General features: G+C 43.2%; 20 protein-coding genes. 9 read left to right on the top strand and 11 right to left on the bottom strand.

The features are described 5' to 3' along the window. Positions 1-10: 10 nt before the first annotated feature. The 5 genes from cydA to cysS all read right to left on the bottom strand — a co-directional run bounded on the left by cydA (position 11) and on the right by cysS (position 6,212). A complete protein-coding gene (gene cydA, locus FKQ60_RS06695) occupies positions 11-1,597 on the bottom strand; it encodes a cytochrome ubiquinol oxidase subunit I (protein ID WP_170905076.1) in 1,587 nt (528 codons plus the stop codon). Between the two features lie 704 nt (positions 1,598-2,301). Next, on the bottom strand, positions 2,302-3,306 hold the full coding sequence (ruvB, locus tag FKQ60_RS06690) for a Holliday junction branch migration DNA helicase RuvB (RefSeq protein WP_115152648.1): 1,005 nt from the start codon (positions 3,304-3,306) through the stop codon (positions 2,302-2,304). A gap of 111 nt (positions 3,307-3,417) precedes the next feature. Further along, positions 3,418-4,035, bottom strand: coding sequence for a Holliday junction branch migration protein RuvA (gene ruvA, locus FKQ60_RS06685; RefSeq protein ID WP_004394958.1), 618 nt, complete (start codon positions 4,033-4,035; stop codon positions 3,418-3,420). Positions 4,036-4,110: 75 nt separating this feature from the next. Beyond that, positions 4,111-4,632 (bottom strand): crossover junction endodeoxyribonuclease RuvC, encoded by a 522-nt coding sequence (ruvC, locus tag FKQ60_RS06680; protein ID WP_004394957.1) that lies wholly within the window; start codon positions 4,630-4,632, stop codon positions 4,111-4,113. Between the two features lie 197 nt (positions 4,633-4,829). Beyond that, complete coding sequence (cysS, locus tag FKQ60_RS06675) at positions 4,830-6,212, bottom strand: cysteine--tRNA ligase (protein ID WP_154167712.1); 1,383 nt, start codon at positions 6,210-6,212, stop codon at positions 4,830-4,832. A gap of 146 nt (positions 6,213-6,358) precedes the next feature. On the opposite strand from cysS, the gene FKQ60_RS06670 reads away from it, so the two are divergent. From FKQ60_RS06670 to FKQ60_RS06655, 4 genes are all read left to right on the top strand, one after another. Beyond that, entirely contained in the window at positions 6,359-6,853 is a 495-nt protein-coding gene (locus FKQ60_RS06670; protein WP_004394955.1) for a peptidylprolyl isomerase, read from the top strand. A 39-nt stretch (positions 6,854-6,892) separates the two neighbouring features. Beyond that, positions 6,893-7,627 carry a UDP-2,3-diacylglucosamine diphosphatase gene (gene lpxH, locus FKQ60_RS06665; RefSeq protein WP_154170623.1) on the top strand — a complete coding sequence of 245 codons (735 nt, stop codon included), beginning with the start codon at positions 6,893-6,895 and terminating at the stop codon, positions 7,625-7,627. Positions 7,628-7,749: 122 nt separating this feature from the next. Beyond that, the gene (locus FKQ60_RS06660; RefSeq protein WP_154167709.1) at positions 7,750-8,961 is read left to right on the top strand and encodes an HDOD domain-containing protein; all 1,212 of its coding nucleotides are present in this window, start codon (positions 7,750-7,752) and stop codon (positions 8,959-8,961) included. A gap of 59 nt (positions 8,962-9,020) precedes the next feature. Then, positions 9,021-9,479 carry a YchJ family protein gene (locus FKQ60_RS06655; protein WP_083797744.1) on the top strand — a complete coding sequence of 153 codons (459 nt, stop codon included), beginning with the start codon at positions 9,021-9,023 and terminating at the stop codon, positions 9,477-9,479. Between the two features lie 21 nt (positions 9,480-9,500). Here FKQ60_RS06655 and FKQ60_RS06650 read toward each other — a convergent pair whose 3' ends face one another. Both FKQ60_RS06650 and FKQ60_RS06645 read right to left on the bottom strand, forming a co-directional pair. Further along, positions 9,501-10,169: a DUF2057 family protein gene (locus tag FKQ60_RS06650; RefSeq protein WP_004394952.1), complete on the bottom strand. Its 669-nt coding sequence runs from the start codon at positions 10,167-10,169 to the stop codon at positions 9,501-9,503. A 74-nt stretch (positions 10,170-10,243) separates the two neighbouring features. Next, positions 10,244-11,203 (bottom strand): porin, encoded by a 960-nt coding sequence (locus FKQ60_RS06645; protein WP_115152649.1) that lies wholly within the window; start codon positions 11,201-11,203, stop codon positions 10,244-10,246. A 549-nt stretch (positions 11,204-11,752) separates the two neighbouring features. Here FKQ60_RS06645 and dinG point away from each other — a divergent pair. Genes dinG through xthA form a run of 4 tightly spaced genes read left to right on the top strand, consistent with a single transcriptional unit; the run spans position 11,753 to position 15,448 of the window. Further along, complete coding sequence (gene dinG / locus FKQ60_RS06640) at positions 11,753-13,825, top strand: ATP-dependent DNA helicase DinG (RefSeq protein ID WP_004394950.1); 2,073 nt, start codon at positions 11,753-11,755, stop codon at positions 13,823-13,825. A 2-nt stretch (positions 13,826-13,827) separates the two neighbouring features. Beyond that, entirely contained in the window at positions 13,828-14,460 is a 633-nt protein-coding gene (priC, locus tag FKQ60_RS06635) for a primosomal replication protein PriC (protein ID WP_004394949.1), read from the top strand. A 17-nt stretch (positions 14,461-14,477) separates the two neighbouring features. Then, positions 14,478-14,639, top strand: a complete 162-nt coding sequence (rsmS, locus tag FKQ60_RS06630; RefSeq protein WP_040904204.1) for a pleiotropic regulatory protein RsmS — start codon at positions 14,478-14,480, stop codon at positions 14,637-14,639. Next, positions 14,636-15,448 (top strand): exodeoxyribonuclease III, encoded by an 813-nt coding sequence (xthA, locus tag FKQ60_RS06625; protein ID WP_004394947.1) that lies wholly within the window; start codon positions 14,636-14,638, stop codon positions 15,446-15,448. The genes rsmS and xthA overlap by 4 nt, the downstream gene beginning before the upstream one ends. Before the next feature lie 109 nt (positions 15,449-15,557). Here xthA and FKQ60_RS06620 read toward each other — a convergent pair whose 3' ends face one another. The 4 genes from FKQ60_RS06620 to FKQ60_RS06605 form a co-directional block, all read right to left on the bottom strand. After that, positions 15,558-16,235, bottom strand: coding sequence for an ABC transporter permease (locus tag FKQ60_RS06620; RefSeq protein WP_004394946.1), 678 nt, complete (start codon positions 16,233-16,235; stop codon positions 15,558-15,560). Between the two features lie 2 nt (positions 16,236-16,237). Next, positions 16,238-16,978 carry an ABC transporter permease gene (locus FKQ60_RS06615; protein ID WP_004394945.1) on the bottom strand — a complete coding sequence of 247 codons (741 nt, stop codon included), beginning with the start codon at positions 16,976-16,978 and terminating at the stop codon, positions 16,238-16,240. Between the two features lie 62 nt (positions 16,979-17,040). Next, positions 17,041-17,817, bottom strand: coding sequence for an ABC transporter substrate-binding protein (locus FKQ60_RS06610; protein ID WP_004394944.1), 777 nt, complete (start codon positions 17,815-17,817; stop codon positions 17,041-17,043). A 148-nt stretch (positions 17,818-17,965) separates the two neighbouring features. Beyond that, a complete protein-coding gene (locus FKQ60_RS06605; protein WP_004394943.1) occupies positions 17,966-18,736 on the bottom strand; it encodes an ATP-binding cassette domain-containing protein in 771 nt (256 codons plus the stop codon). Positions 18,737-19,397: 661 nt separating this feature from the next. Between FKQ60_RS06605 and FKQ60_RS06600 the strand changes: the two genes are divergently transcribed. Further along, positions 19,398-20,942: a DUF3360 family protein gene (locus tag FKQ60_RS06600; protein WP_004394942.1), complete on the top strand. Its 1,545-nt coding sequence runs from the start codon at positions 19,398-19,400 to the stop codon at positions 20,940-20,942. The last annotated feature ends 137 nt before the right edge of the window (positions 20,943-21,079 follow it).

Genomic DNA, 21,079 nt, shown 5'->3' with positions numbered 1-21,079 from the left:
TTCTCCTTGCCTAGGCTTCGACTTGACGGTTGACTTTGTCTTCCAACGAGCTGCCATTTTGTTCGAAATGGTAGCGGCCAGTTTTCAAGCTACTTGGGCCTTTACGAATGAACTTCAGCATTAAATACACTTCAGCAATAAGGAATAACGTATACAGCGCTAAGATCGCAATCAGTGATGTCCAAATTTGTCCCGCCGTCAATGCGGATGCCGCAACGTTAACCGGAAGTATTTCACCGACCGCCCAAGGCTGACGACCGTATTCAGCGACAAACCAACCCGCCTCAGCAGCAATCCATGGTAATGGAATACTCCATAGTGCCGCTTTGAGTACCCACTTTTTCTGCTCGATTTTTTGGCGACAAGTTTGAACAAACGCCGCGCCGAACACAAACAACATAATAAAGCCACAGACCACCATGATACGGAAAGACCAGAATAGCGGCCATACCGTAGGGATAGAATCGTCTGCTGCGGCTTGGATTTGCGCCTCTGTGGCATCAACAACATTCTCAGTGTATCGTTTTAGCAGTAAGCCATAACCGAGATCTTGCTTAACCTCATTAAAGGCCAGCATGTTCTCTGCCGATTTATCACCGGCACGAAGTTGCTGTAATAGGTCGTAGGCATACATACCATTACGGATACGATCTAAATGCTCTTCACGTAGATCACGTAAACCGGTGACTTCTTTATCTAATGAACGAGTCGCGATAATCCCCATCAGATAAGGAATTTTGACCGCATAATCCGTTTGCATCGTTTCTTGGTTAGGAATACCAAATAGGGTAAACGCAGCAGGAGCAGGTTCAGTGTGCCACTCAGACTCGATAGCCGCTAGTTTTACCTTTTGTACATCACCCAGCTCATAACCTGATTCATCACCAAGTACAATTACAGACAGGACTGCGGCAATACCAAAAGAGGCAGCGATAGCAAATGAGCGACGAGCGAACGCAACATCACGTCCCTTCAGTAGGTAGTAAGCGCTGATACCAAGAATAAACATCGCCCCGGTGGTGTAGCCAGCAGCCACTGTATGAACAAATTTAACTTGTGCGACCGGGTTGAGTACCACATCAGCAAAGCTAACCATCTCCATACGCATGGTTTCAAAATTGAACTCAGCACCTACAGGGTTTTGCATCCAACCGTTAGCAACAAGAATCCACAAGGCAGAGAAACTAGAGCCTAAAGCAACCAGCCAAGTTACGGTAAGGTGTTGGCGTTTAGAAAGCCTATCCCATCCAAAGAAGAACAAACCGACAAAGGTTGATTCTAAAAAGAAAGCGACCAGCGCTTCAATGGCGAGCGGCGCACCAAAAATATCGCCGACGTAGTGGGAATAGTAAGACCAGTTAGTTCCGAACTGGAACTCCATGGTCAAGCCAGTCGCCACACCCAGTGCAAAGTTAATCCCGAAAAGCTTACCCCAGAACTTTGTCATGTCCTTATAGATTTGCTTATCGGTCATTACATAAAGTGACTCCATAATGGCGAGTAAAAACGCCATGCCCAAAGTCAATGGAACGAATAAGAAGTGATACATCGCTGTCAGTGCAAACTGCAACCGCGATAGCTCCACTACATCAATCATGGTAACTCCTTTGTGTCGGCTGAATGACACTTATGACATAACGCCCAACGTATACGTGAATTAAACGTAAGATCACCGCTTAATTTCTTGTAATGAATTGTTGCAATTATGTGCCGTTGTGGTTAGTAAATCGTTAAGCTCTAGCTAATATAGCTGCGACTAATACTACTGCCAAAGACCCTGAGTTTCAAAGGGTTTGTTTGGGAAAGCGCTTTGATTTAAATCAATTTCCGTGATACATCAATGCGCAAAAAAACAACAAAATGATACAAATCAAGAAAAGGTCAGATTGGGTGTTTTAATAAGGTAAAAAAAAGCAGAGTGGATACGGATATTAAACACAATCAGTTAACAATAAACTCAATTAGTCTATTTTTCGTCATTTTAAGTAATGTGTAAAAATGTGACCGAAATAAAAATATTTTGAGCTTATTCCGCTTTTTCTATCGTGGAGTATTAAGCACTCTCCTCACGTCGGTTCATGTCGCCACTCAATAGCCAGCTAGGCTCTGACATAAACACACATAAATCATACAGAGCACGTATGACATGGTCATAAAGGAATCACAGGAGATATTTTGCAGATAAGGTAACCTCAATACTGCCGATAGTTGAAGCGTTCGACAGTATTGAGTTTATTGATCAGAAAAGCGAAGCTTTACCTCGATTGATGATGAAATAGCGTATCGAATTGAAATCAGAGACTACTTTTCTATTCCAAAATGCAGATAAGCTCGATCGGTTGCAATACGTCCACGAGGGGTACGCTGCAAATAACCTTGCTGAATAAGGAAAGGTTCTAATACATCCTCAATGGTATCTTTCTCTTCGCCAATCGCCGCGGCCAAGTTATCAAGCCCAACGGGACCACCAGAGAATTTTTCCATGATCGCCAACAGTAGCTTTCTGTCCATATAATCAAAACCGAGATGATCGACATCAAGCATATCGAGCGCTTTACCCGCCGTATCCAGACAGATATGTCCATTTCCTTTCACTTCTGCATAATCTCGCACTCGGCGCAATAAGCGGTTAGCAATCCGTGGTGTACCTCGCGCGCGGCGCGCGACCTCTAATGCCCCATCCGCATCCATTGATAGTCCAAGGCATTGCGCGCTGCGCTGCACAATATTCTGTAAATCAGCGACATTGTAATATTCTAGACGTTGGACAATACCAAAGCGGTCGCGTAATGGTGAAGTGAGCGATCCAGCGCGGGTGGTAGCTCCAATCAGGGTAAAAGGCGGCAAATCGATTTTAATTGACCGAGCAGCAGGACCTTCACCGATCATAATATCTAATTGGTAATCTTCCATGGCAGGATAGAGTACTTCTTCGATCATTGGACTCAGACGATGAATTTCATCAATAAATAGGACATCATTTTCATCCAAATTGGTCAGCAACGCGGCAAGATCACCGGCTTTTTCCAATACTGGACCTGAGGTAGTACGAATATTCACGTCCATTTCGTTAGCGACAATATTAGCTAACGTAGTTTTACCCAGTCCAGGAGGACCAAAAATTAATAAGTGATCGAGAGGTTCACTGCGTTTTTGTGCCGCTTGGATAAAAATTTCCATTTGATCACGAACATGATCTTGTCCTTGATAGTCGGCAAGTTTTTTCGGTCGAATAGCCCGATCTATCACTTCTTCCTCTTTAAAAGCAGGACTGATTGGGGCAATAAGGCGATCGGCTTCGATCATAACAGAGATTCCCATGGTGTAATGATAAGGGCGACAGAGTCAGTATTAATTAGCATAGTTTAAGGTGGTAAGTGAGACGCTGCAGCCAAGCAGACAATAAACCTATCATCATCAGACCATTGATTTTAATGCTTCTCTAATTAATTGCTCACTGGTCATTCCCGGTTTTGCCATTTGAGAAACCACTTTAGAGGCTTGGACGGGTTTATAACCTAAAGAAAGTAAGGCACTGATCGCCTCTTCTTGAGCATTTTGCTCTGCAGTTACAGGGGAATGATCTAATGGTGCAGCATCCGTCGCTGGGGTAAATAAGTCGCCGCTTCCCCAGCCTTTAAGACGGTCTTTCATCTCAACTAATAATCGTTCGGCGGTTTTTTTACCTACTCCAGGCAGTTTAATCAAGGTTGAGATATCCTCACGTTCAACGCAAGCCACAAACTGGCTTGCCGTCATACCGGATAAAATCCCCAGTCCCATCTTCGGACCAACCCCATTGGCTTTGATCACTTCTCGAAATAAAGCCCGCTCGCTCACCGTATTAAAACCATACAAAAGTTGGGCATCTTCGCGGACCACAAAATGCGTGTAGATGATCGCTTCTTCATTAATGTTCGGCAGTTCATAAAAACAACTCATCGGCATTTGTACTTCATAACCAACGCCATTGACTTCAATCACGATTTGCGGAGGTTGTTTTTCTATTAATAGGCCACGCAGACGTCCAATCACTGGAATTTCCTTGCTGATAACTAGGAGAGAATGAGTTAGATAATAATAAATAACTGGATGGATAGCCAGTTAAACTCAGCGATAACGTCCACGCCGAGCATGGGTGGCTTTACCAGCTAAAGCCAATAACGTTTTATTGGTGTTGGCATGGCAGATAGCAACCCCTAACGCATCCGCGGCATCCGCTTGAGGCTTTGCTGGTAATTTTAACATTTGTTGCACCATATGCTGGACCTGAGTTTTATCCGCCCCCCCTGTCCCAACTACCGCTTGTTTAATCAAGCGCGCCGCGTATTCATAAACGGGTAAATCAGCATTCACGGCGGCGACAATGGCACTACCACGAGCTTGACCCAGTTTTAACGCTGAATCGGCATTTTTCGCCATAAATACTTGTTCAATAGCAAAAGCATCTGGCTGAAATTGAGTGATGATTTCACTCACTCCAGCGTAAATTTGTTTGAGTCGTAAAGGAAACTCCTGCTCTGAGGTACGAATACAACCACTACCAAGATAAATAAGCTGACGGCCTTGTTGACGAATAACGCCATAACCAGTAATGCGTGATCCGGGATCGATGCCCAGAATTATTGACATGTTTTATTCCTAGTTGAACGACTTAAACAACGTGTGATTATCACTAGTCCGTGAAGATAAACCATTAACATAGCTAAAAATATCGTGGACAAGGCATAAAGTGTCATTCATCACTCGCCACGTTAGATAAAAAGATAATACTCAGCAGAAAAGAATACAGCGGGCCATAAACCCGCTGTGTCGTAGACATGGTTCGCTTATTTGCGTCGCCAAGTGGTTCCGTTCGGACCATCCTCTAAAATAATGCCCATCTCTGTCAGCTTGTGACGAGCAAGATCCGCATTAGCCCAATCTTTATTCGCGCGTGAGTCATTACGCAGTTTGATCAACGCTTCGATTTCCTCGGCTTGGTCATCATTTGCAACCGAACTTTGCAAAAAGCGTTCTGGCTCTTGGTATAGAATACCAATCACATCCGCTAACTCGCGCATTAATGCCCCTAAAGCACTCGCCTGAAGCATATCTTCTGTTTTAAGTCGGTTAACTTCACGTGCCATATCAAATAAGACCGAGTAGGCCTCTGGGGTATTAAAATCATCATTCATCGCGCTGGTAAAGCGGCTGACATACTCTTCACCACCAGCCGCTGCGACCGTCATATCCAAACCACGCAAGGCAGTATAGAGACGCTCTAAAGACGCTCGAGCTTGAGTGAGGTTTTCTTCACTGTAATTTAATTGGCTACGATAATGCCCAGACATTAAGAAATAACGTACGGTTTCTGGATCATAATGTTGCAACACATCACGAATGGTAAAGAAATTACCCAGCGATTTTGACATTTTTTCTCTGTCTACCATCACCATGCCACTGTGCATCCAAGTATTCACATACTGGGTATCATGAGCGCAGCAAGATTGGGCAATTTCATTTTCATGATGAGGAAACTGTAGATCCGAGCCACCACCATGGATATCAAAGTGATTACCCAAGATAGAAGAATTCATCGCTGAACACTCAATATGCCAACCAGGACGTCCAGGCCCCCATGGGGATTGCCACGTGGGTTCACCCGGCTTAGACATCTTCCATAATACAAAATCGAGTGGGCTACGTTTTGCAGTCTCAATATCAACGCGAGCACCGGCCTGCAGTTGGGTTAAATCTTGCTTGGAGAGTCGGCCATACTCTTTAAATTTGCTGACTTCAAACATAACATCGCCATTGTCTGCAACATAAGCAAAACCGCGATCAATTAGCCGTTCTACCAAAGCAATGATTTCTTCAATATAAGCCGTGGCACGTGGTTCTACATCAGGACGCAATATATTGAGCGCATCAAAATCGGTGTACATCTCTTGAATAAGTCGTTCCGTCAACGAGTCACAAGATTCTTCATTCTCAGCGGCACGTTTAATGATTTTGTCATCAATATCAGTAATGTTGCGCACGAAAGTTAAATCATAACCCAAATAGCGTAAGTAGCGTGATACCACATCAAAAGAGACAAAGGTACGACCGTGACCAATATGACAGAGATCGTATATGGTGACTCCACAGACATACATGCCAACTTTTCCGGCTGTAATGGGTTTGAATTCCTCTTTCTGTCTTGTGAGTGAGTTATAAATCTTCAGCATGATCTCTATCTACTTACCGTTAATTACTAAAATGATGAACGAGTATAACAACTCTATTATCACTAGGTCATCCATTTGGTGTTTTGAATGCGCAAAAAGTTAGGCTAAAATCAGCCATTCATACAAAACAAGTAAAGGTAATAGCTATGATCACCCTACATACCAATTTTGGTGACGTAAAAATTCAACTGAATACCGAGAAAGCCCCTGAAACCAGTGCTAACTTTTTGCAATACTGTCGTGATGGTTTTTACGATAACACGCTTTTTCATCGTGTGATTGATGGCTTTATGATCCAAGGTGGTGGTATGACTTCTGGTCTCCGAGAAAAAGCCACTCGTGCGCCAATCCGTAATGAAGCAAACAATGGGTTAAGCAATAAAACAGGCACACTGGCAATGGCACGTACCATGGATCCACATTCAGCCAGCTCGCAATTCTTTATCAACGTCAATGACAACACTTTCCTTGATTTTAAATCTGAAAGTCGTGACGGCTGGGGATACTGCGTCTTTGGTGAAGTGATTGAAGGTATGGATATTGTTAATAAGATCAAAACCGTTAGTACCGGTTCTTATGGCATGCATCAAGACGTCCCACTGGATGAAGTAGTGATTACTCATACCACTATCGCAGAATAATCAATGGATGGAGCGCGGCTGCGCTCCATTAACGGCCTTATGCACACACTGTTTATCTCAGATCTTCATCTGACCCCTTCGCGCCCCGATATTACGGATTGTTTCATTCAGTTTATGCGCAAGGACGCCATACAAGCCGATGCTCTCTACGTATTGGGGGATTTATTCGACTTTTGGATCGGAGATGATGATCCCACCCCTTTTAGTCAGCAAATTAAACAAGAGTTTCAACAACTGACGTCTGCTGGTGTACCGTGTTACTTCATCCATGGTAATCGCGACTTTTTAGTGGGTAAACGTTTTGCTAAAGACACTGGCGTGACCTTACTTGAGCAAGAGGCACGGATCAACTTGTACGGCACATCCGCGGTGGTATTACATGGTGATACCTTATGCACCGAAGATGTTCGTTATTTAGCCTACCGTGAAAAAGTCCATCAACCTTGGCTACAATGGGTATTTAACCGACTCCCTTATTGCTTAAAAAAACGTATTGTTCGCCGTGTACAAACCGATATTCGCAGCGATAAAGTTCATAAAGCCATGGAGATCATGGATGTCACCCCTAGCGAGGTGGTCAATGTAATGAACAAACATCAAGTGGCGCTGATGATCCATGGTCATACCCATCGACCAGCCATTCATCATATCGATAAAGATGGGACAAAAATCCGGATCGTTCTTGGCGATTGGCATCATCAAGGATCGGTACTGCGCTATTCTCCACAAGGCTACGCTTTAGAAACGCTCCCTTTCATCACAAGGGTTGATTAGCTTTCAATAATCAAAGACTCTTTTCAAGAGCATCCATTGGGTTAGCTTAACAGACGTACTACTATTAATGGTGGTACGTTAAGACGATAGACAACGGATAGATAATAAAGAAGGGCACGCTATTGAAGTATTCCTATATTGCTAGGCAACCGATTTTAGATCGAGATCGTAACACCGTCGGTTATGAACTACTGTTTCGTGATGGTCCTAACAATACCTTCCCACAAATCGATGCTGAACTTGCCACCAGCCGATTGTTATCAGACCACTTTTGGTCAGTACAATATCGTGCCGGGAAATTATGGGAATTTGTTAATTTTCCTTATCAAAGCTTAATTAACCTCGTACCAACCCTATTTCCTTCCAGTAACTTAGTTATCGAGGTACTGGAAGGCTGTACACCCACCGAGGAACTCCTTAATGCGATCATTGAGCTCAAAAAGCTCGGTTATACTATTGCCCTCGATGATTTTGTACCCAGTAAAGAGTGGGCAGCTTTTTTACCTCATGTCCACATTATAAAATTTGATATTCATACTGTTCCTATTGAAAAAGCACGCCTATTTATTAAAAAAAATCAAAAATATAATATTCAATTTTTAGCCGAGAAAGTTGAAACTTATCAAGAGTTTGAGCTAGCAAAACAAGCAGGGTTTTGTTACTTCCAAGGTTATTTCTTTAGTCAGCCAGCGTTAATTCAACGAAAAGCACTGGAACCCGCATTTTTAACCATCGTGCAACTATGCAAAGAAATTGCCAAGGAAGAGATTAACTATCAAGAGTTAGGAAGATTAATCAGTAAAGATTTGACGCTCTCGTATAAATTGCTGACCTTTGTCAATTCTTCGGTCATGGTGAGCTCAAAAATACGCTCCTTTAAACAAGCCCTAGTTTATCTGGGTGAGACAAGATTACGTCGCTTTGTCTCTTTAGTCGCGATTGCCTCCACTCATAAAGATAAGCCTGATGCACTGTATGGTTTATCCATTCAGCGAGCTCGTTATTGTGAATTATTGTCTCTCAATATTGCCAATGCCGACCAATCAGGTAATGCTTTCCTAACAGGAATGTTTTCACTGATTGATGGCTTACTCGATCAACCCTTGGCAGATATTATTGAAGAGATGCCGATTGAACAGCAAGTCAAAGACGCGATTGTTTCAGGGTCAGGTCAGTTAGGTAAGGTATTGCAACTGATTAAAGCGTATGAACAAGCCGAATGGCAAACCGTGAACGACCTTGCTCACCAGCTCTCATTACCTGAACAAACCATCAGTGATTGTTATCATCAAGCCGTTCATTGGACTGCAGATTTGTTCAATAGCCATCAGTAGACAGCTATCTCCATTATCCTTAAACTTCGTTGATTATTTTTCTATGATGGTTTTATTTTATGGATATCTGCTATTGTCAACGCCAAGTTGAATATGCCAAATGCTGCCAACCGATTCATTCTGATCCTACTAATGCACAGACTCCAGAGCAATTAATGCGAGCTCGCTATAGTGCCCATGTATTAGGTTTAGTCGATTTTGTCATCAATACTTATCACCCCTCTTGTGACGCCGAGCTTCAGCGAGATGCCATCGCAGATTCAATCAATAGCCAATGGACAGGATTAGACGTCGTACGAACGTGGTTGGGGAATAATCCCAACGAAGGCTTTGTACACTTTAAAGCCTTCTTTATTGATCAGCAGCAAACGCTTTGCCTAGAAGAACAATCACGTTTTGTGAGGGAAAAGAAGCAGTGGTTCTACATTGACGGCATCTTTCCAAAGCACAATAAAGTCGGACGTAATGAGCCATGTCCCTGTGGGAGCGGTAAAAAACTCAAGCAATGCTGTGGGTAAATTGTTTTTCAGTCTTCCCAATTACTCTTGCTGACTGATCCATTGACGAAAGACGGCTTTCTGCTGCTGATTCGCTTGCAAATAGAGCTGTTGCAGTTGACTGACAAGAGAGTCTTCATCGGCAGTCGGAAGCGGCTGAGAGTGACTAGGTATCGATTTAGCGTGATTATCCACCGTCAGATAGCTCATGCTAATTGACGCTTTGCCGGATTGTTTATTGTATTCTATCACATTATCAATAAAATTTTGTCCGAGTACAAAGCCGCTGATGGCGATAATGTCACTGGTCTGTTCAACTGGCCGTTGGTTGGTAGTATCAATCAATTGCCAAGTAAAGTGATCAATCTCTCTTCGCGCTTGCTGGGCGTTGCGATAATCGGGTAACTGAAAAGTTAGCTTTTGATTTTCAGCATTAAACTTCAATATGACTAATTCACTGCTGACCGCCTCTACCGTATCGCGATTCACAAATGGCTGGGAGTAACGAAAAGCGATTTGATGCGTCCCATTAGGCAAAATCAGCGTTTTATTGCTGCTAAATAGCCCACCTTCGAGCCGCGGTTTTTCTAAATTAACTACGGATAAGTTAATCGCCTCAGGCACCACCAATTGCACTTGCGCATGAGCCAGACTAACCATACTGCAAACCAGTAAGCATCCCCGCCAGATTAGATTGATATAAATCGTCATTACAATCGTTTCTCCCATAAAAACATTAAAAAAGCCCAGCTATGCTGGGCTTATAGTAACGATAACGTTATGAATTACCAGTAAACACGAGCACCGATAGCAAGGCTGCTTACGTTTTTCTCGTTGTCAGTATCGTTGAAACCGTATTCAACATAAGTACGTGCCCATTTAGCAAACATATACTCAGCACCTAGGTATAGGTTAGTAATGTCAGCCGCATCATTCTTACCGTCGATAAATTGTGCGCCGCCGTAAAGCGACGTTTTTGGAGCAACTTCGTACTTAGCACCTAGGTGGAAACCATTAGATTTCACTTTACCATCAGTCAGCTTGTTCTTATCTTCGTTATAAGCATAAGTAAAACCAACTTTACCTTTACCTAGTAGATACTCAGCTGTCGCTTCAAAGTAAGTTGACTCAACATTTTTCACGCCAACTTTGTCAGTCATTGAAGCGCCACCAATATGTAGAGCCCATGAATCATAAGTGGTACCAGCATAGATCTCGAACAACTCAGCATTGGTGTTGTTCTCAGCTAGGTTGTATTGTGCTTTCACCCAGCTATTGTCTAGATCCAATTGGTATTTAATTGCACTGCTTTGCCAAAAGTTTTCTTTAGTATCCAGACCACCACGATATGGCGCCAAACCATAATGGTACGAATATTCCGCACCGTAAACATCATCATAGATTGGGATCTGTTTACCGTAGGTCATTACACCGTACTCTGAACTCATACCGATGTAGTGCTGACGCAATTCCCAGCTTTCACCAACACGGTACTCAACTTTAGCAACAACGTCCAAACCTTCTTCAAGAGCTTTGTAAGTTAGGTTTACCCCAACACGTGAAGAGCCTTGCTCGATTTTAGGATCAACACTGTTACCGTTTGCATCTTTTTTGTTTGTAAACTCAACGTGCTGACGAAGTTGACCGTAGAAATCAACAGTCACGTCGTCCGATTTATAGATATCTGCTGCGTTTACTGACGTTGCTGCTGAGGCAACCAGTAGTGCGACTAGAGTTTTTTTCATAATAATCCACTGCCTTTTCTTAGTATGGGAATTCCGTTTCGGTTCCCTTAGTTTTAGAAGATGGTCGGCTAACTCTGCGGTTAGTTACCATCGCCACTAAATTCGAGCTTTAGATTGCAAAAGAATACGGCACATGTCAAATATGAAAAAAAATATTTATAAAAACAACATAAATAATTAAATAACAACAACTTAAGTAAAAATTTTGTTCTATTGATAAGCGTTAAAGCTGCAAAACATAATTAATAATAAATGTTAAATAGTTTAACATTACACCAATAATCAGAACTTAAATCTAAATTAAAGGAAATTTTCAGATTAGTAAACCAAAACTAAGAAAATAAAAAGGCTTAAAAACCAAAATGCATCTTGAACATCTTAAGTGTATGAAGGTTCAGTTTTTTTTTGTGAGCAAGATCTAGAATTGATTTAAAAGCAGGCAATTATCGAGCTTATGGCTCCAAAATTTTCGATTTCATCCGACAAAATTCCCCACCGCTCATCTAAAAAGCTGTGTTACTATCCGGCTCCTGCTACTTAGGTCCCGTTATGTTAACCACAAAAATTCAACAATCGATTCGTACCAGTTACCAAAATCTGCACCATCAGTTGGATAATTTTATTCCTCGTCGCGCACAAAATTTTCTGGTCGCAGAAATTGCTAAAACTCTCTGTGGTCAATATCACGCTTCAACCCGCATGATCGTCGCAGAAGCAGGAACCGGGATTGGTAAATCACTCGCTTATCTAATGGCCGTCATACCCGTTGCACTGCTTAATCAACGTAAGGTGGTGATATCCACCGCAACCGTGGCTTTGCAAGAACAGCTAATGCACAAAGATTTGCCGCTGTATCGCCGTATCACCGATCAAAACTTTTCTTTACTGATCGCCAAGGGCAGACAGCGTTATTGCTGTACTGAAAAATTAGCGGCAGCTTGTGGTAACGATGACAACCAGTTAGCGATGTTTGAAACCAAACCAGCAGCAAAAGAGATTGAACAATTACAAACACTGTATCTGCAGCTAAAAAACGGTCAGTGGGATGGCGATAGAGACAGTTGGCCAAGTCCTATCTCTGATTTGGTGTGGTCAACCATTGTCAGTGATAAACACAGTTGTAATGGTAGCTTCGCCGCTCATCGAGATTGCCCTTTTCAAAAAGCTCGATCAGCAATGGATAAAGCCGATGTCATTATTGCCAATCACAGCTTGGTGATGGCCGATGCCGACTTAGGTGGAGGCGTAATTCTTCCTGAACCTGAAAATACCATTTATGTGTTTGACGAAGCGCACCATCTGCCTCATGTGGCCCGTGAACATGCCTCAGCCTCAGCCAGTATGAAAGGCAGCGTTAGTTGGTTAGAAAAGCTCAATCAAGCGCTCGCGCGCGCAATATCGCTAGCGGATGCCAAACGAGTCGCACGCTTTGAAAATGAAGCGCGTAACGCCTTACAACAACTGATCCCGCTCCTCAATCAACTACCAAATCAGTTTGATTCCAGCGCTTTTGAAGAGAATGTGCTGCGTTTTGAACATGGTGAGCTGCCTAACTGGCTTGAAGAACAAGCTAAAGAGCTTAAGCTGCATTCTCAAAAAGCCAACCAAGCCGTGAGCAAAATTACCGATTTAATCGCCGAACGCGTCAAAGACGGTGAACTGGCCAGCCGTTTAGCTGAGCCTGTTCTCGCCGAATTAGGTTTCTTCTTACAACGTTTAGAAAAACTCGCCCAAGTTTGGCAATTAATGGCTGAGCCTAAACGAGAAAAAGGAGCCCCACTCGCACGCTGGTTAGCAATCCATAGTGAACGAGAAGGCGACTATATTGTTAATGTCTCACCTCTTGAAATTGGTTGGCAGTTGGATCAACAAATTTGGAGTCGCTGTGTTGGGGCCATTTTGGTCTCTGCGACGATGCGAGCCTTAAATTCATTCAGTTTCTTTTGTCGTCAGGCTGGGATCAGTGAAAAACCAGAAGATGGCGTACGATTTTTAGCCTTATCATCTCCGTTTGATTATCAAAACCAAGCCAAGCTATTGATCCCTAAGATGGATTATGAGCCGCAAGCGGCACAATATACCGATCATCTCGTCGACAAGATTCATCAGTACATTGTCCCTAATCAAGCCAATTTGGTCCTGTTTGCTTCTTACTGGCAAATGAAAGAAGTTGAGCAAAAAATCAGCAAAAAATTTCTAAAAAAAGCTTGGGATTGGCAAATGCAAGGTACAACATCCAGAACTGAGCTGCTCAATAAACATAAAATGCTCGTGCAATGCGGCAAAACAAGCATCCTTTTTGGTACTGGTAGCTTTTCGGAAGGACTGGACCTTCCGGGTGAACTTTTACAAAACGTCATCATAACCAAAATTCCTTTTGCTGTGCCTAGCTCCCCCGTTGAACAAGCCCATGCTGAATATATTCAGCAACGCGGTGGTAATCCCTTCTTGCAAATTAGTGTCCCTGAGGCGAGTAAAAAATTAATTCAAGCCGTGGGGCGATTATTGCGTAAAGAAAGTGATTCTGGCCGAGTAGTGCTGCTTGACCGACGTATCGTCTCTAAACGCTACGGTAAAGCTCTTTTGGATGCGCTTCCCCCTTTTCAACGAATTATTGAATAATCATGGTGAAACCGTTATTCCCCGCTCGCTCTAAACGATTGACTCACAGTAAACCTATCACTAACGATGACCGGTTCGGATCAGCGACTAAACGGCTGCAACGCTTAATGCGTCACGCCGAGCTTATCGACACGCAATATCGTCATCACACTAGGCGCTGGTTTGATAATCAATTGTTCAAAAAAAATGTCTTCTCATTAAAGTCGTGTGCGCATGAAGCGGAACAGACGCTCTCTCAATTACACCACATTTGCCATGCCTCCAGCCCCTGTCTGGTGCAAGTCAAACACCTAAGCGATCGTTTATGTGCTCAATTAGAGGCGTTGCAACGCGTGGTGGACGAATGGGAGAATAGTTTGCAACGCGATGGGCTAGATAGCGAACATCCTACTTTAGCTAAGGATATGAGTGAATCTCAATTAGCCGAACAGTTAATCCAGCATCAACGATGGGAGCAGCGTCTATTGACGTTAGTGCTTAACCGACAATATCAACTTGAACAAACCTCAGCACGCTACTATCCACAGGCACAACAAGCGCTATTTTTAGCCAAACAGCGTCTTAACCGTTGCCAACAAGCGAAAGCGATCATTGAAGCACAACTGATTAACCTGCAGAATAACGGCTCACAATAGAACGATGAGAACGAGATATGTCCCCTCTCCCGACTTTAGATGATGCGCCCGATGAAATTAAGTTGGCCGTCGATCTTATCTATCTTCTCGAATCGAATCAGGTGGATCCACGTACTGCCTTACTCGCTCTCGATTACGTAAAACGCGACCTTGAAAGCAAATTAAAGGAAGATAAATGAAAATTGTCAGTTTTAATATCAATGGATTACGAGCAAGACTGCATCAGCTGCAAGCCCTAATTGATAAACATCAACCCGATATTATCGGCTTGCAAGAAATCAAAGTGCACGATGAAGCATTTCCTGTCCAAGCGGTGGAAGCGATGGGTTATCACGTCTATTTTCACGGCCAGAAAGCCCATTACGGCGTGGCATTGCTATGTAAAAAAGCGCCACTGGAAGTGCAAAAAGGCTTTCCAACGGATAATGACGACCACCAGAAACGAATGATTATCGGCACCTTTCTTGATGAGAATGGCGATAAAGTAACGGTATTGAACGGTTATTTCCCACAAGGAGATAATATTCATCACGAAACCAAGTTCCCTTATAAGCGTCAATTTTATCAAGATTTAATGAATTATCTCACCGACTATCACACACCAGATGAAGCGATCATTGTGATGGGTGACATTAACATCAGCCCTATCGATTTAGACATTGGTATTGGTGAAGTGAACCGTCAACGTTGGCTAAAAACAGGGAAATGCTCTTTCCAACCGGAAGAGCGTCAATGGCTACAACGCTTACTGGATTGGGGATTAGAAGATACTTTCCGTAAACTTCATCCCAGCGTTGAAGATAAATTTTCGTGGTTTGATTACCGCTCTAGAGGATTTGATGATAACCGTGGCCTGCGTATTGATACCATTCTCGCGACACCTTCACTCGCTATAGACTGCGTTGAATCCGATATTGATTACCCACTGCGAGCGATTGAAAAGCCCTCTGATCATGCGCCGATTTGGGCAGTATTTAAGCGTAATTAATCATTTACTCGGTGATTTGCTATTAGCTATTAACAGTCACCGAGTACATTATCCTCTGGACAGTAGAGCATCTGATCGACGAAAAGCCTATATCAACATTTATTTAGTGCTAACTGATCGGCCTTAAATAAGCCAAGAAACGTTTTTCGGCACGCTTGAAGCACCATAGAATCAAAAATGTCAGCAATAAATAAAACAGTCCAGCGACTAAAAACGCTTCAAAAGGCGCATAGTAGCGAGAGCTGACTAAACGAGCCGTCCCCGTAAGATCAAGTATCGTCACAATACCGGCCACTGCGCTGCCGTGTAGCATAAAAATGACCTCATTACTGTACGCAGGGAGCGCCCGACGTAATGCACTGGGTAAAACAATCCGCCGATAGGTCAACCATGGACTCATGCCATAAGCTTTTGCCGCTTCAATTTCCCCTTTCGATAGACCATTAATCGCGCCACGGATAATCTCGGCAGTATAAGCGGAAGTGTTTAAAATAAAGGCCACCAAAGCACAGAACCAAGCATGTTCCCACCAGGTATCCTTCACTGGGAAGAATTGATCCATACCGTAATAGATCAAATACAGCTGCACTAACAGTGGAGTGCCACGAAAGAAATAGATATAACACCAAGCAGGTAGCCATATCACCCACAGTGAGCTATTACGAGCAATCGCTAAGGGAATAGCCACAGCTAAGCCGATCACTAAAGATAACCCCACCAACCAAACGGTGGTCCATAAGCCAGAAAAATACAGAGGTAAGCTTTGTAAAATGACTGAAAAATCCATCGCTACCTCGTTTGAATAGTAAATTTACGCTCAACCCACTTCAGTAATCCGGTGGAAACGCTGGTGAAAAATAGGAAAATCAAGGCAACAGATAAATAGAAAGTAAAAGGCATTTGCGTTGAACCGGCGGCTAATGAACTGACTCGAACCATGTCTTCTAAACCAATAATCGAGACCAATGCAGTGGTTTTTAACAACACTAACCAGTTATTACCAAAACCAGGCAGTGCATGTCGTATCATCTGCGGCAACAGAATTCGGCGAAAAGTGAGCAACCCGCTCATACCATAGGCTTTAGCCGCTTCTAGCTGACCTTTATCAACCGCCATCATCGCGCCGCGAAAGGTCTCTGCCATGTAAGCCCCAAAGATGAATCCTATCGTCAACACTCCTGCAATAAATGGGCTGACATTGATATAGTCCGGTAGGTAAGAGACCCACCGATGATCGGGATTGCGTGATAATAAGAGTGAATTAAGCCATTCATTGATGGCAAATAAACTGTTATTTAATAAGATTTGCCCACCAAAGAAAATCAGCATCATTAAGACTAAATCGGGGATACCTCTGACTACCGTGGTGTACAATGTGGCAATACTTCTTGCAAAACGGTATGGCGCTAACTTAGCTAATGCACCGAGCATGCCCAATATCATCGCCAATAACAATGACCATAATGCCACTTGAATCGTCAGCCACGCGCCTTGCAAAATAGCCGTTTCATATCCTTGAAGATCGAGCATTTACGCCTTCCTTGCTCAAAATATGGGGGCGAATTCACCCCCAATTACGTAGGTTTTCGTGGTTACTCACCATACACATCATAACTAAAGTATTGTGCCGCGATTTGTTGATAAATACCTTTTTCTCGCAGCGACGCTATCGCACGGTTAAGTTGTTCGGTTAGGGCTTTATCTTGTTTACGAACTGCAATCCCCATCCCTTCTCCAAACCATTTAGGATCGGTTAATGAAGGTCCGACAAACTCATAACCGTCGCCTCCTGGTCGATTAAGCATCCCTTCTTCTAGCGCAGAGGCATCACCCAATACCGCTGCGATTCGCCCATTCGCTAAATCAAGATACGCATCATCAAATGATCCATATCGAACGATATTGACTGAACGACCATAGTTATCGGTTAGGTATTTATCATGCGTGGTGGCTCGTTGGACACCGATACGTACCCCTTTTAGGCCTTCTGGCGTAAAATCAAGATTAGCGTCTTTTTTAGCAATGAAACGATTCGGGATTTGTGCGTATTTCTTTGTAAAATCAACACGTTTTTTACGCTCTTCAGTAATGGACATCGCCGCAATAATGGCATCGTAACGACGAGCCAATAGTGACGGAATGATGCCATCCCAATCTTGTGGAATAATCACGCATTCCACTTGCATTTCAGCACAAAGCGCATTAGCCATGTCCACATCAAACCCACGCAGTGAGCCATCCGCCTCTGTCCAACTAAAAGGAGGATAAGCGCCTTCAATGCCAAAACGCACCGTTTTCCATTCTTTCGCTTGCGCAATACCCGACAATGCTGAGGCTGCTATCGCTACGATTAATAACCACTTTTTCATTTCCCTACTCCTGTGATGGTATGGTTGCCCTGCTCTTTTTCTCCTCAAGGAGGATTAAGAAACAGTGACGATATAACACGTTGAAATCCCTATCTGAGTTACCGTTCAAACCAAGGGGTTAACCAAGGTAGCGCGATACCCTCAGCGTTTAATAAATCGATGAGATAAATTGCTTTAACCGAGGAGAGTTTGGCTGAGTAAACAATTGGCGAGGATCGCCTTGCTCTTCAACCACACCTTGATGCAAAAACAGCACATGATTAGAAACATCTCGCGCAAAGGCCATTTCATGGGTGACAACCAACATGGTTCTGCCTTCTTGCGCTAAATCTTTCATCACCCCAAGCACTTCGCCGACAAGCTCCGGATCCAATGCCGATGTGGGTTCATCAAACAGTAATACTTCTGGTTCAACGGCTAAAGCTCGAGCAATCGCTGCGCGTTGCTGCTGACCGCCAGATAAATGACCGGGGTAATAATCACGGCGTTCATATAACCCGACTTTTTTGAGCAGTTTTTCTGCACTCGCGATGGCTTGATCTTTACCGAACCCCAGAACATGAATGGGAGCTTCAATCACATTTTCTAATACCGTCATATGTGACCAGAGATTAAAGCCTTGAAACACCATGGCAAGGCGCGAACGAATTCGTTGCACTTGCTTTTCACTAACGGGTAATGATGCGCCTTGTCGGTTAGTTTTCATTTGGATTAATTCATTGTTCACCCAAATTTCACCGGAAGTCGGTATTTCCAGAAGATTGATACAGCGTAGAAAGGTACTTTTTCCTGATCCCGATGAGCCAATAATCGAGATCACATCCCCTTTGTGAGCTTGTAATGAAATGCCTTTTAACACCTCATTTTGTCCAAAGGCTTTGTGGAGATTTTTTATATCCAGCGCGGGTACATCATTCATGCGCTTTCGCTCCCTGTCATGAATCAACACTGAGCAATCCTGCTCATTTTTGGTACAAACTAGCATTCAAATTGCGAGCACGCAACAAATTGTTAACTATAGGTAATTTGGATTTTTATTTTATTTATATGCATTTAAAGTCAAATAAAGCCATTGAAAAATCATATTTAGGAATAAAAAACCACCAGCAGTGAAAATCACCCATCTGGATAAGTGTGTTTTTTGTTAACAGAAACCGCTTTTTTGTGTCCTGAGTCCCTCTTTGTTAACAGTTTTCATTTAATGATAAGCGCATTTTCAATACTATTTCTCAACCCACAGGCCGTATCGAAGCATCACACCCATGATTTTAAGCTATGTTGCAAATTCTATTTTGTGTAAAAACATTTCAAACAAGTAGGCACTATGTGGCTGATTTTTGGGATTTTATGTAGTTTTATTTCATATAATATCTTAAAGTGATCAAGATCAATCATCCTAGTCGATTAGCACGTTAAACTCGCCAACAAATAAAAAGATTAATAATGCTCTATAGTCATAATGTTAGTTAACACAATGGCATAACAAAACTAACGTTATCACTACGCAAATAATCGCTTTCCCAATCGCCAGTTACATTGAATTCAACCAGAATTATTAACTTTATTAATATGAGGAATCTATGTCAGACGTCATCAATCAAGAGCGTTCAGACATCGAGACGAAGAGTTATCAAGAACTGCATCGTCCATCATCTGAGTTTGCTAGCCGCTCCGATTATCTAGACCATGAACTGCAAATCATGAAGCCTCGTCGCTTCGCGTTGAACCTTCCTGGTCGTGACTTCCGCTTTGAATGGGAAGATTTGGTCCCAGCTCTCGCTGGAACCATTGGTATTATAGCCATGTACTCTGCGGTAATGATGTCTTGGGCCGAAGGATTAACCGCCGCTTGGGATCATATCGAACTGGGTAAAGAGTTTGCGATTGAGGTCGCTCGGGTTGAAATGCTGATCCCCGCGCTTTTGTTCTGTATTCTTTCTTCTGGATTTTTTAATCCGCGCGCTAACCTTGCTGGCAACCACGGTCCAATGATCCCCCTCATTGCTACCATCGCCCTAGCAGGTGCTCACCCACTTGCTTTAGCCATTTTATTGGGGGTATTTGGTCTATTACTCAGCTACTTTAAAGGTGGCTCTAAGCTGGTCAACCTGACATCGGAAGGCACCGCTGGCGGACTATTAATCTTCCTCGGTTTTACCGGTGCGATGAGTCAAATTGGCTCCATTCAGACCTGGGCAACCGGTTTGGAATCTGCGACTATCGAAGCGGGTAGCCTTGGTTATATCGGTTTAATCGTATTGGGCATTAACATTGTTATCTATGCACTTTTAGCTAAATACGGTAAACGCTGGTTAGCCATTCCTATCTGTGCTTTTTCTGGTTTACTGATTGCTTTAGCACTCGGGGCAGGCTTTGATTTAACCTTTCAAACTGAAATGGGGCTACCAAATTTAAATCCTGTTTACTGGTGGGGCTCAACCGAACAAGGCTGGATGCTTGGTTTACCTAACTTAGAGCACTTTATTGCTTCGCTACCTTTCGCCATCCTTGCTGTGGCAATGTGGTCACCGGACTTCTTAGGCCATCGAATTTTCCAAGAGCTTAACTATCCGCGTAAAACAGAAAAAGTCTTAATGGATGTGGATGACACGATGACCATGTGCTCGGTTCGTCAAATGGTCGGTACAGCCGTTGGTGGTGGTAACATTACATCGTCTTGGGGAACCTATATGATCCCGGCAGCCATCGCGAAACGTCCGATCCCAGCAGGCGCGATTTTATTGGGTTCATTGTGTATTATCGTCGCGATTCTTGGCTTCCCAATGGATGTTGCGGTATGGCCACCCGTTATGCGTATTGCACTATTAGTCGGCGTCTTTCTTCCACTACTAGAAGCAGGCATGCAAATGGTCAGAAATACCAAAGATGCACAGGCAGCGGGGATCTGTATCTTTGGTTCTGCGGTCGTCAATCCGGTATTGGCTTGGGCATTAACCATGTTTTTGGATAATAATGGTTTCATCGGTGATAAAGAACGCGCCTCACGCTTATCTTTCATCGATAAAATTATCATTCCTTGTGGGGTATTAATTATCTGTTTAGTCGCTATGCTAGCGGTCGGTATGCTTGAGAGCCAATACGGTCTTAAGGCATGGCTACATTAAGCAAGATACCAAAATTGAGTCTACAATGATTCACAAGTCTTGGTAGTACCTTGGGTAGTGTTTAAACACTACCCAAACTTTATCTGAATTTTTGAAGTTTTATTGATTTAGTTTAAGGTTTGCAATTTTTTTTTAGC

The organism is Vibrio sp. A11 (genome assembly GCF_013048705.1).
Taxonomy (GTDB): domain Bacteria; phylum Pseudomonadota; class Gammaproteobacteria; order Enterobacterales; family Vibrionaceae; genus Vibrio; species Vibrio metschnikovii.
Note: the sequence above shows the minus strand (reverse complement) of the source record. Positions and strands in the feature narration are given on the sequence as shown.

Excerpts from the sequence above, each read along its gene's own strand:
- FKQ60_RS06615 (WP_004394945.1), bottom strand. The coding sequence starts at position 16,978 with ATGCTCGATCTTCAAGGATATGAAACGGCTATTTTGCAAGGCGCGTGG.
- cysS (WP_154167712.1), bottom strand. The coding sequence starts at position 6,212 with ATGCTGAAGATTTATAACTCACTCACAAGACAGAAAGAGGAATTCAAA.
- dinG (WP_004394950.1), top strand. The coding sequence starts at position 11,753 with ATGTTAACCACAAAAATTCAACAATCGATTCGTACCAGTTACCAAAAT.
- cydA (WP_170905076.1), bottom strand. The coding sequence starts at position 1,597 with ATGATTGATGTAGTGGAGCTATCGCGGTTGCAGTTTGCACTGACAGCG.
- FKQ60_RS06655 (WP_083797744.1), top strand. The coding sequence starts at position 9,021 with ATGGATATCTGCTATTGTCAACGCCAAGTTGAATATGCCAAATGCTGC.
- FKQ60_RS06650 (WP_004394952.1), bottom strand. The coding sequence starts at position 10,169 with ATGACGATTTATATCAATCTAATCTGGCGGGGATGCTTACTGGTTTGC.
- lpxH (WP_154170623.1), top strand. The coding sequence starts at position 6,893 with ATGCACACACTGTTTATCTCAGATCTTCATCTGACCCCTTCGCGCCCC.
- ruvC (WP_004394957.1), bottom strand. The coding sequence starts at position 4,632 with ATGTCAATAATTCTGGGCATCGATCCCGGATCACGCATTACTGGTTAT.
- FKQ60_RS06605 (WP_004394943.1), bottom strand. The coding sequence starts at position 18,736 with ATGAATGATGTACCCGCGCTGGATATAAAAAATCTCCACAAAGCCTTT.
- xthA (WP_004394947.1), top strand. The coding sequence starts at position 14,636 with ATGAAAATTGTCAGTTTTAATATCAATGGATTACGAGCAAGACTGCAT.
- priC (WP_004394949.1), top strand. The coding sequence starts at position 13,828 with ATGGTGAAACCGTTATTCCCCGCTCGCTCTAAACGATTGACTCACAGT.
- ruvB (WP_115152648.1), bottom strand. The coding sequence starts at position 3,306 with ATGATCGAAGCCGATCGCCTTATTGCCCCAATCAGTCCTGCTTTTAAA.
- rsmS (WP_040904204.1), top strand. The coding sequence starts at position 14,478 with ATGTCCCCTCTCCCGACTTTAGATGATGCGCCCGATGAAATTAAGTTG.
- FKQ60_RS06620 (WP_004394946.1), bottom strand. The coding sequence starts at position 16,235 with ATGGATTTTTCAGTCATTTTACAAAGCTTACCTCTGTATTTTTCTGGC.
- FKQ60_RS06645 (WP_115152649.1), bottom strand. The coding sequence starts at position 11,203 with ATGAAAAAAACTCTAGTCGCACTACTGGTTGCCTCAGCAGCAACGTCA.
- FKQ60_RS06670 (WP_004394955.1), top strand. The coding sequence starts at position 6,359 with ATGATCACCCTACATACCAATTTTGGTGACGTAAAAATTCAACTGAAT.
- FKQ60_RS06600 (WP_004394942.1), top strand. The coding sequence starts at position 19,398 with ATGTCAGACGTCATCAATCAAGAGCGTTCAGACATCGAGACGAAGAGT.
- FKQ60_RS06610 (WP_004394944.1), bottom strand. The coding sequence starts at position 17,817 with ATGAAAAAGTGGTTATTAATCGTAGCGATAGCAGCCTCAGCATTGTCG.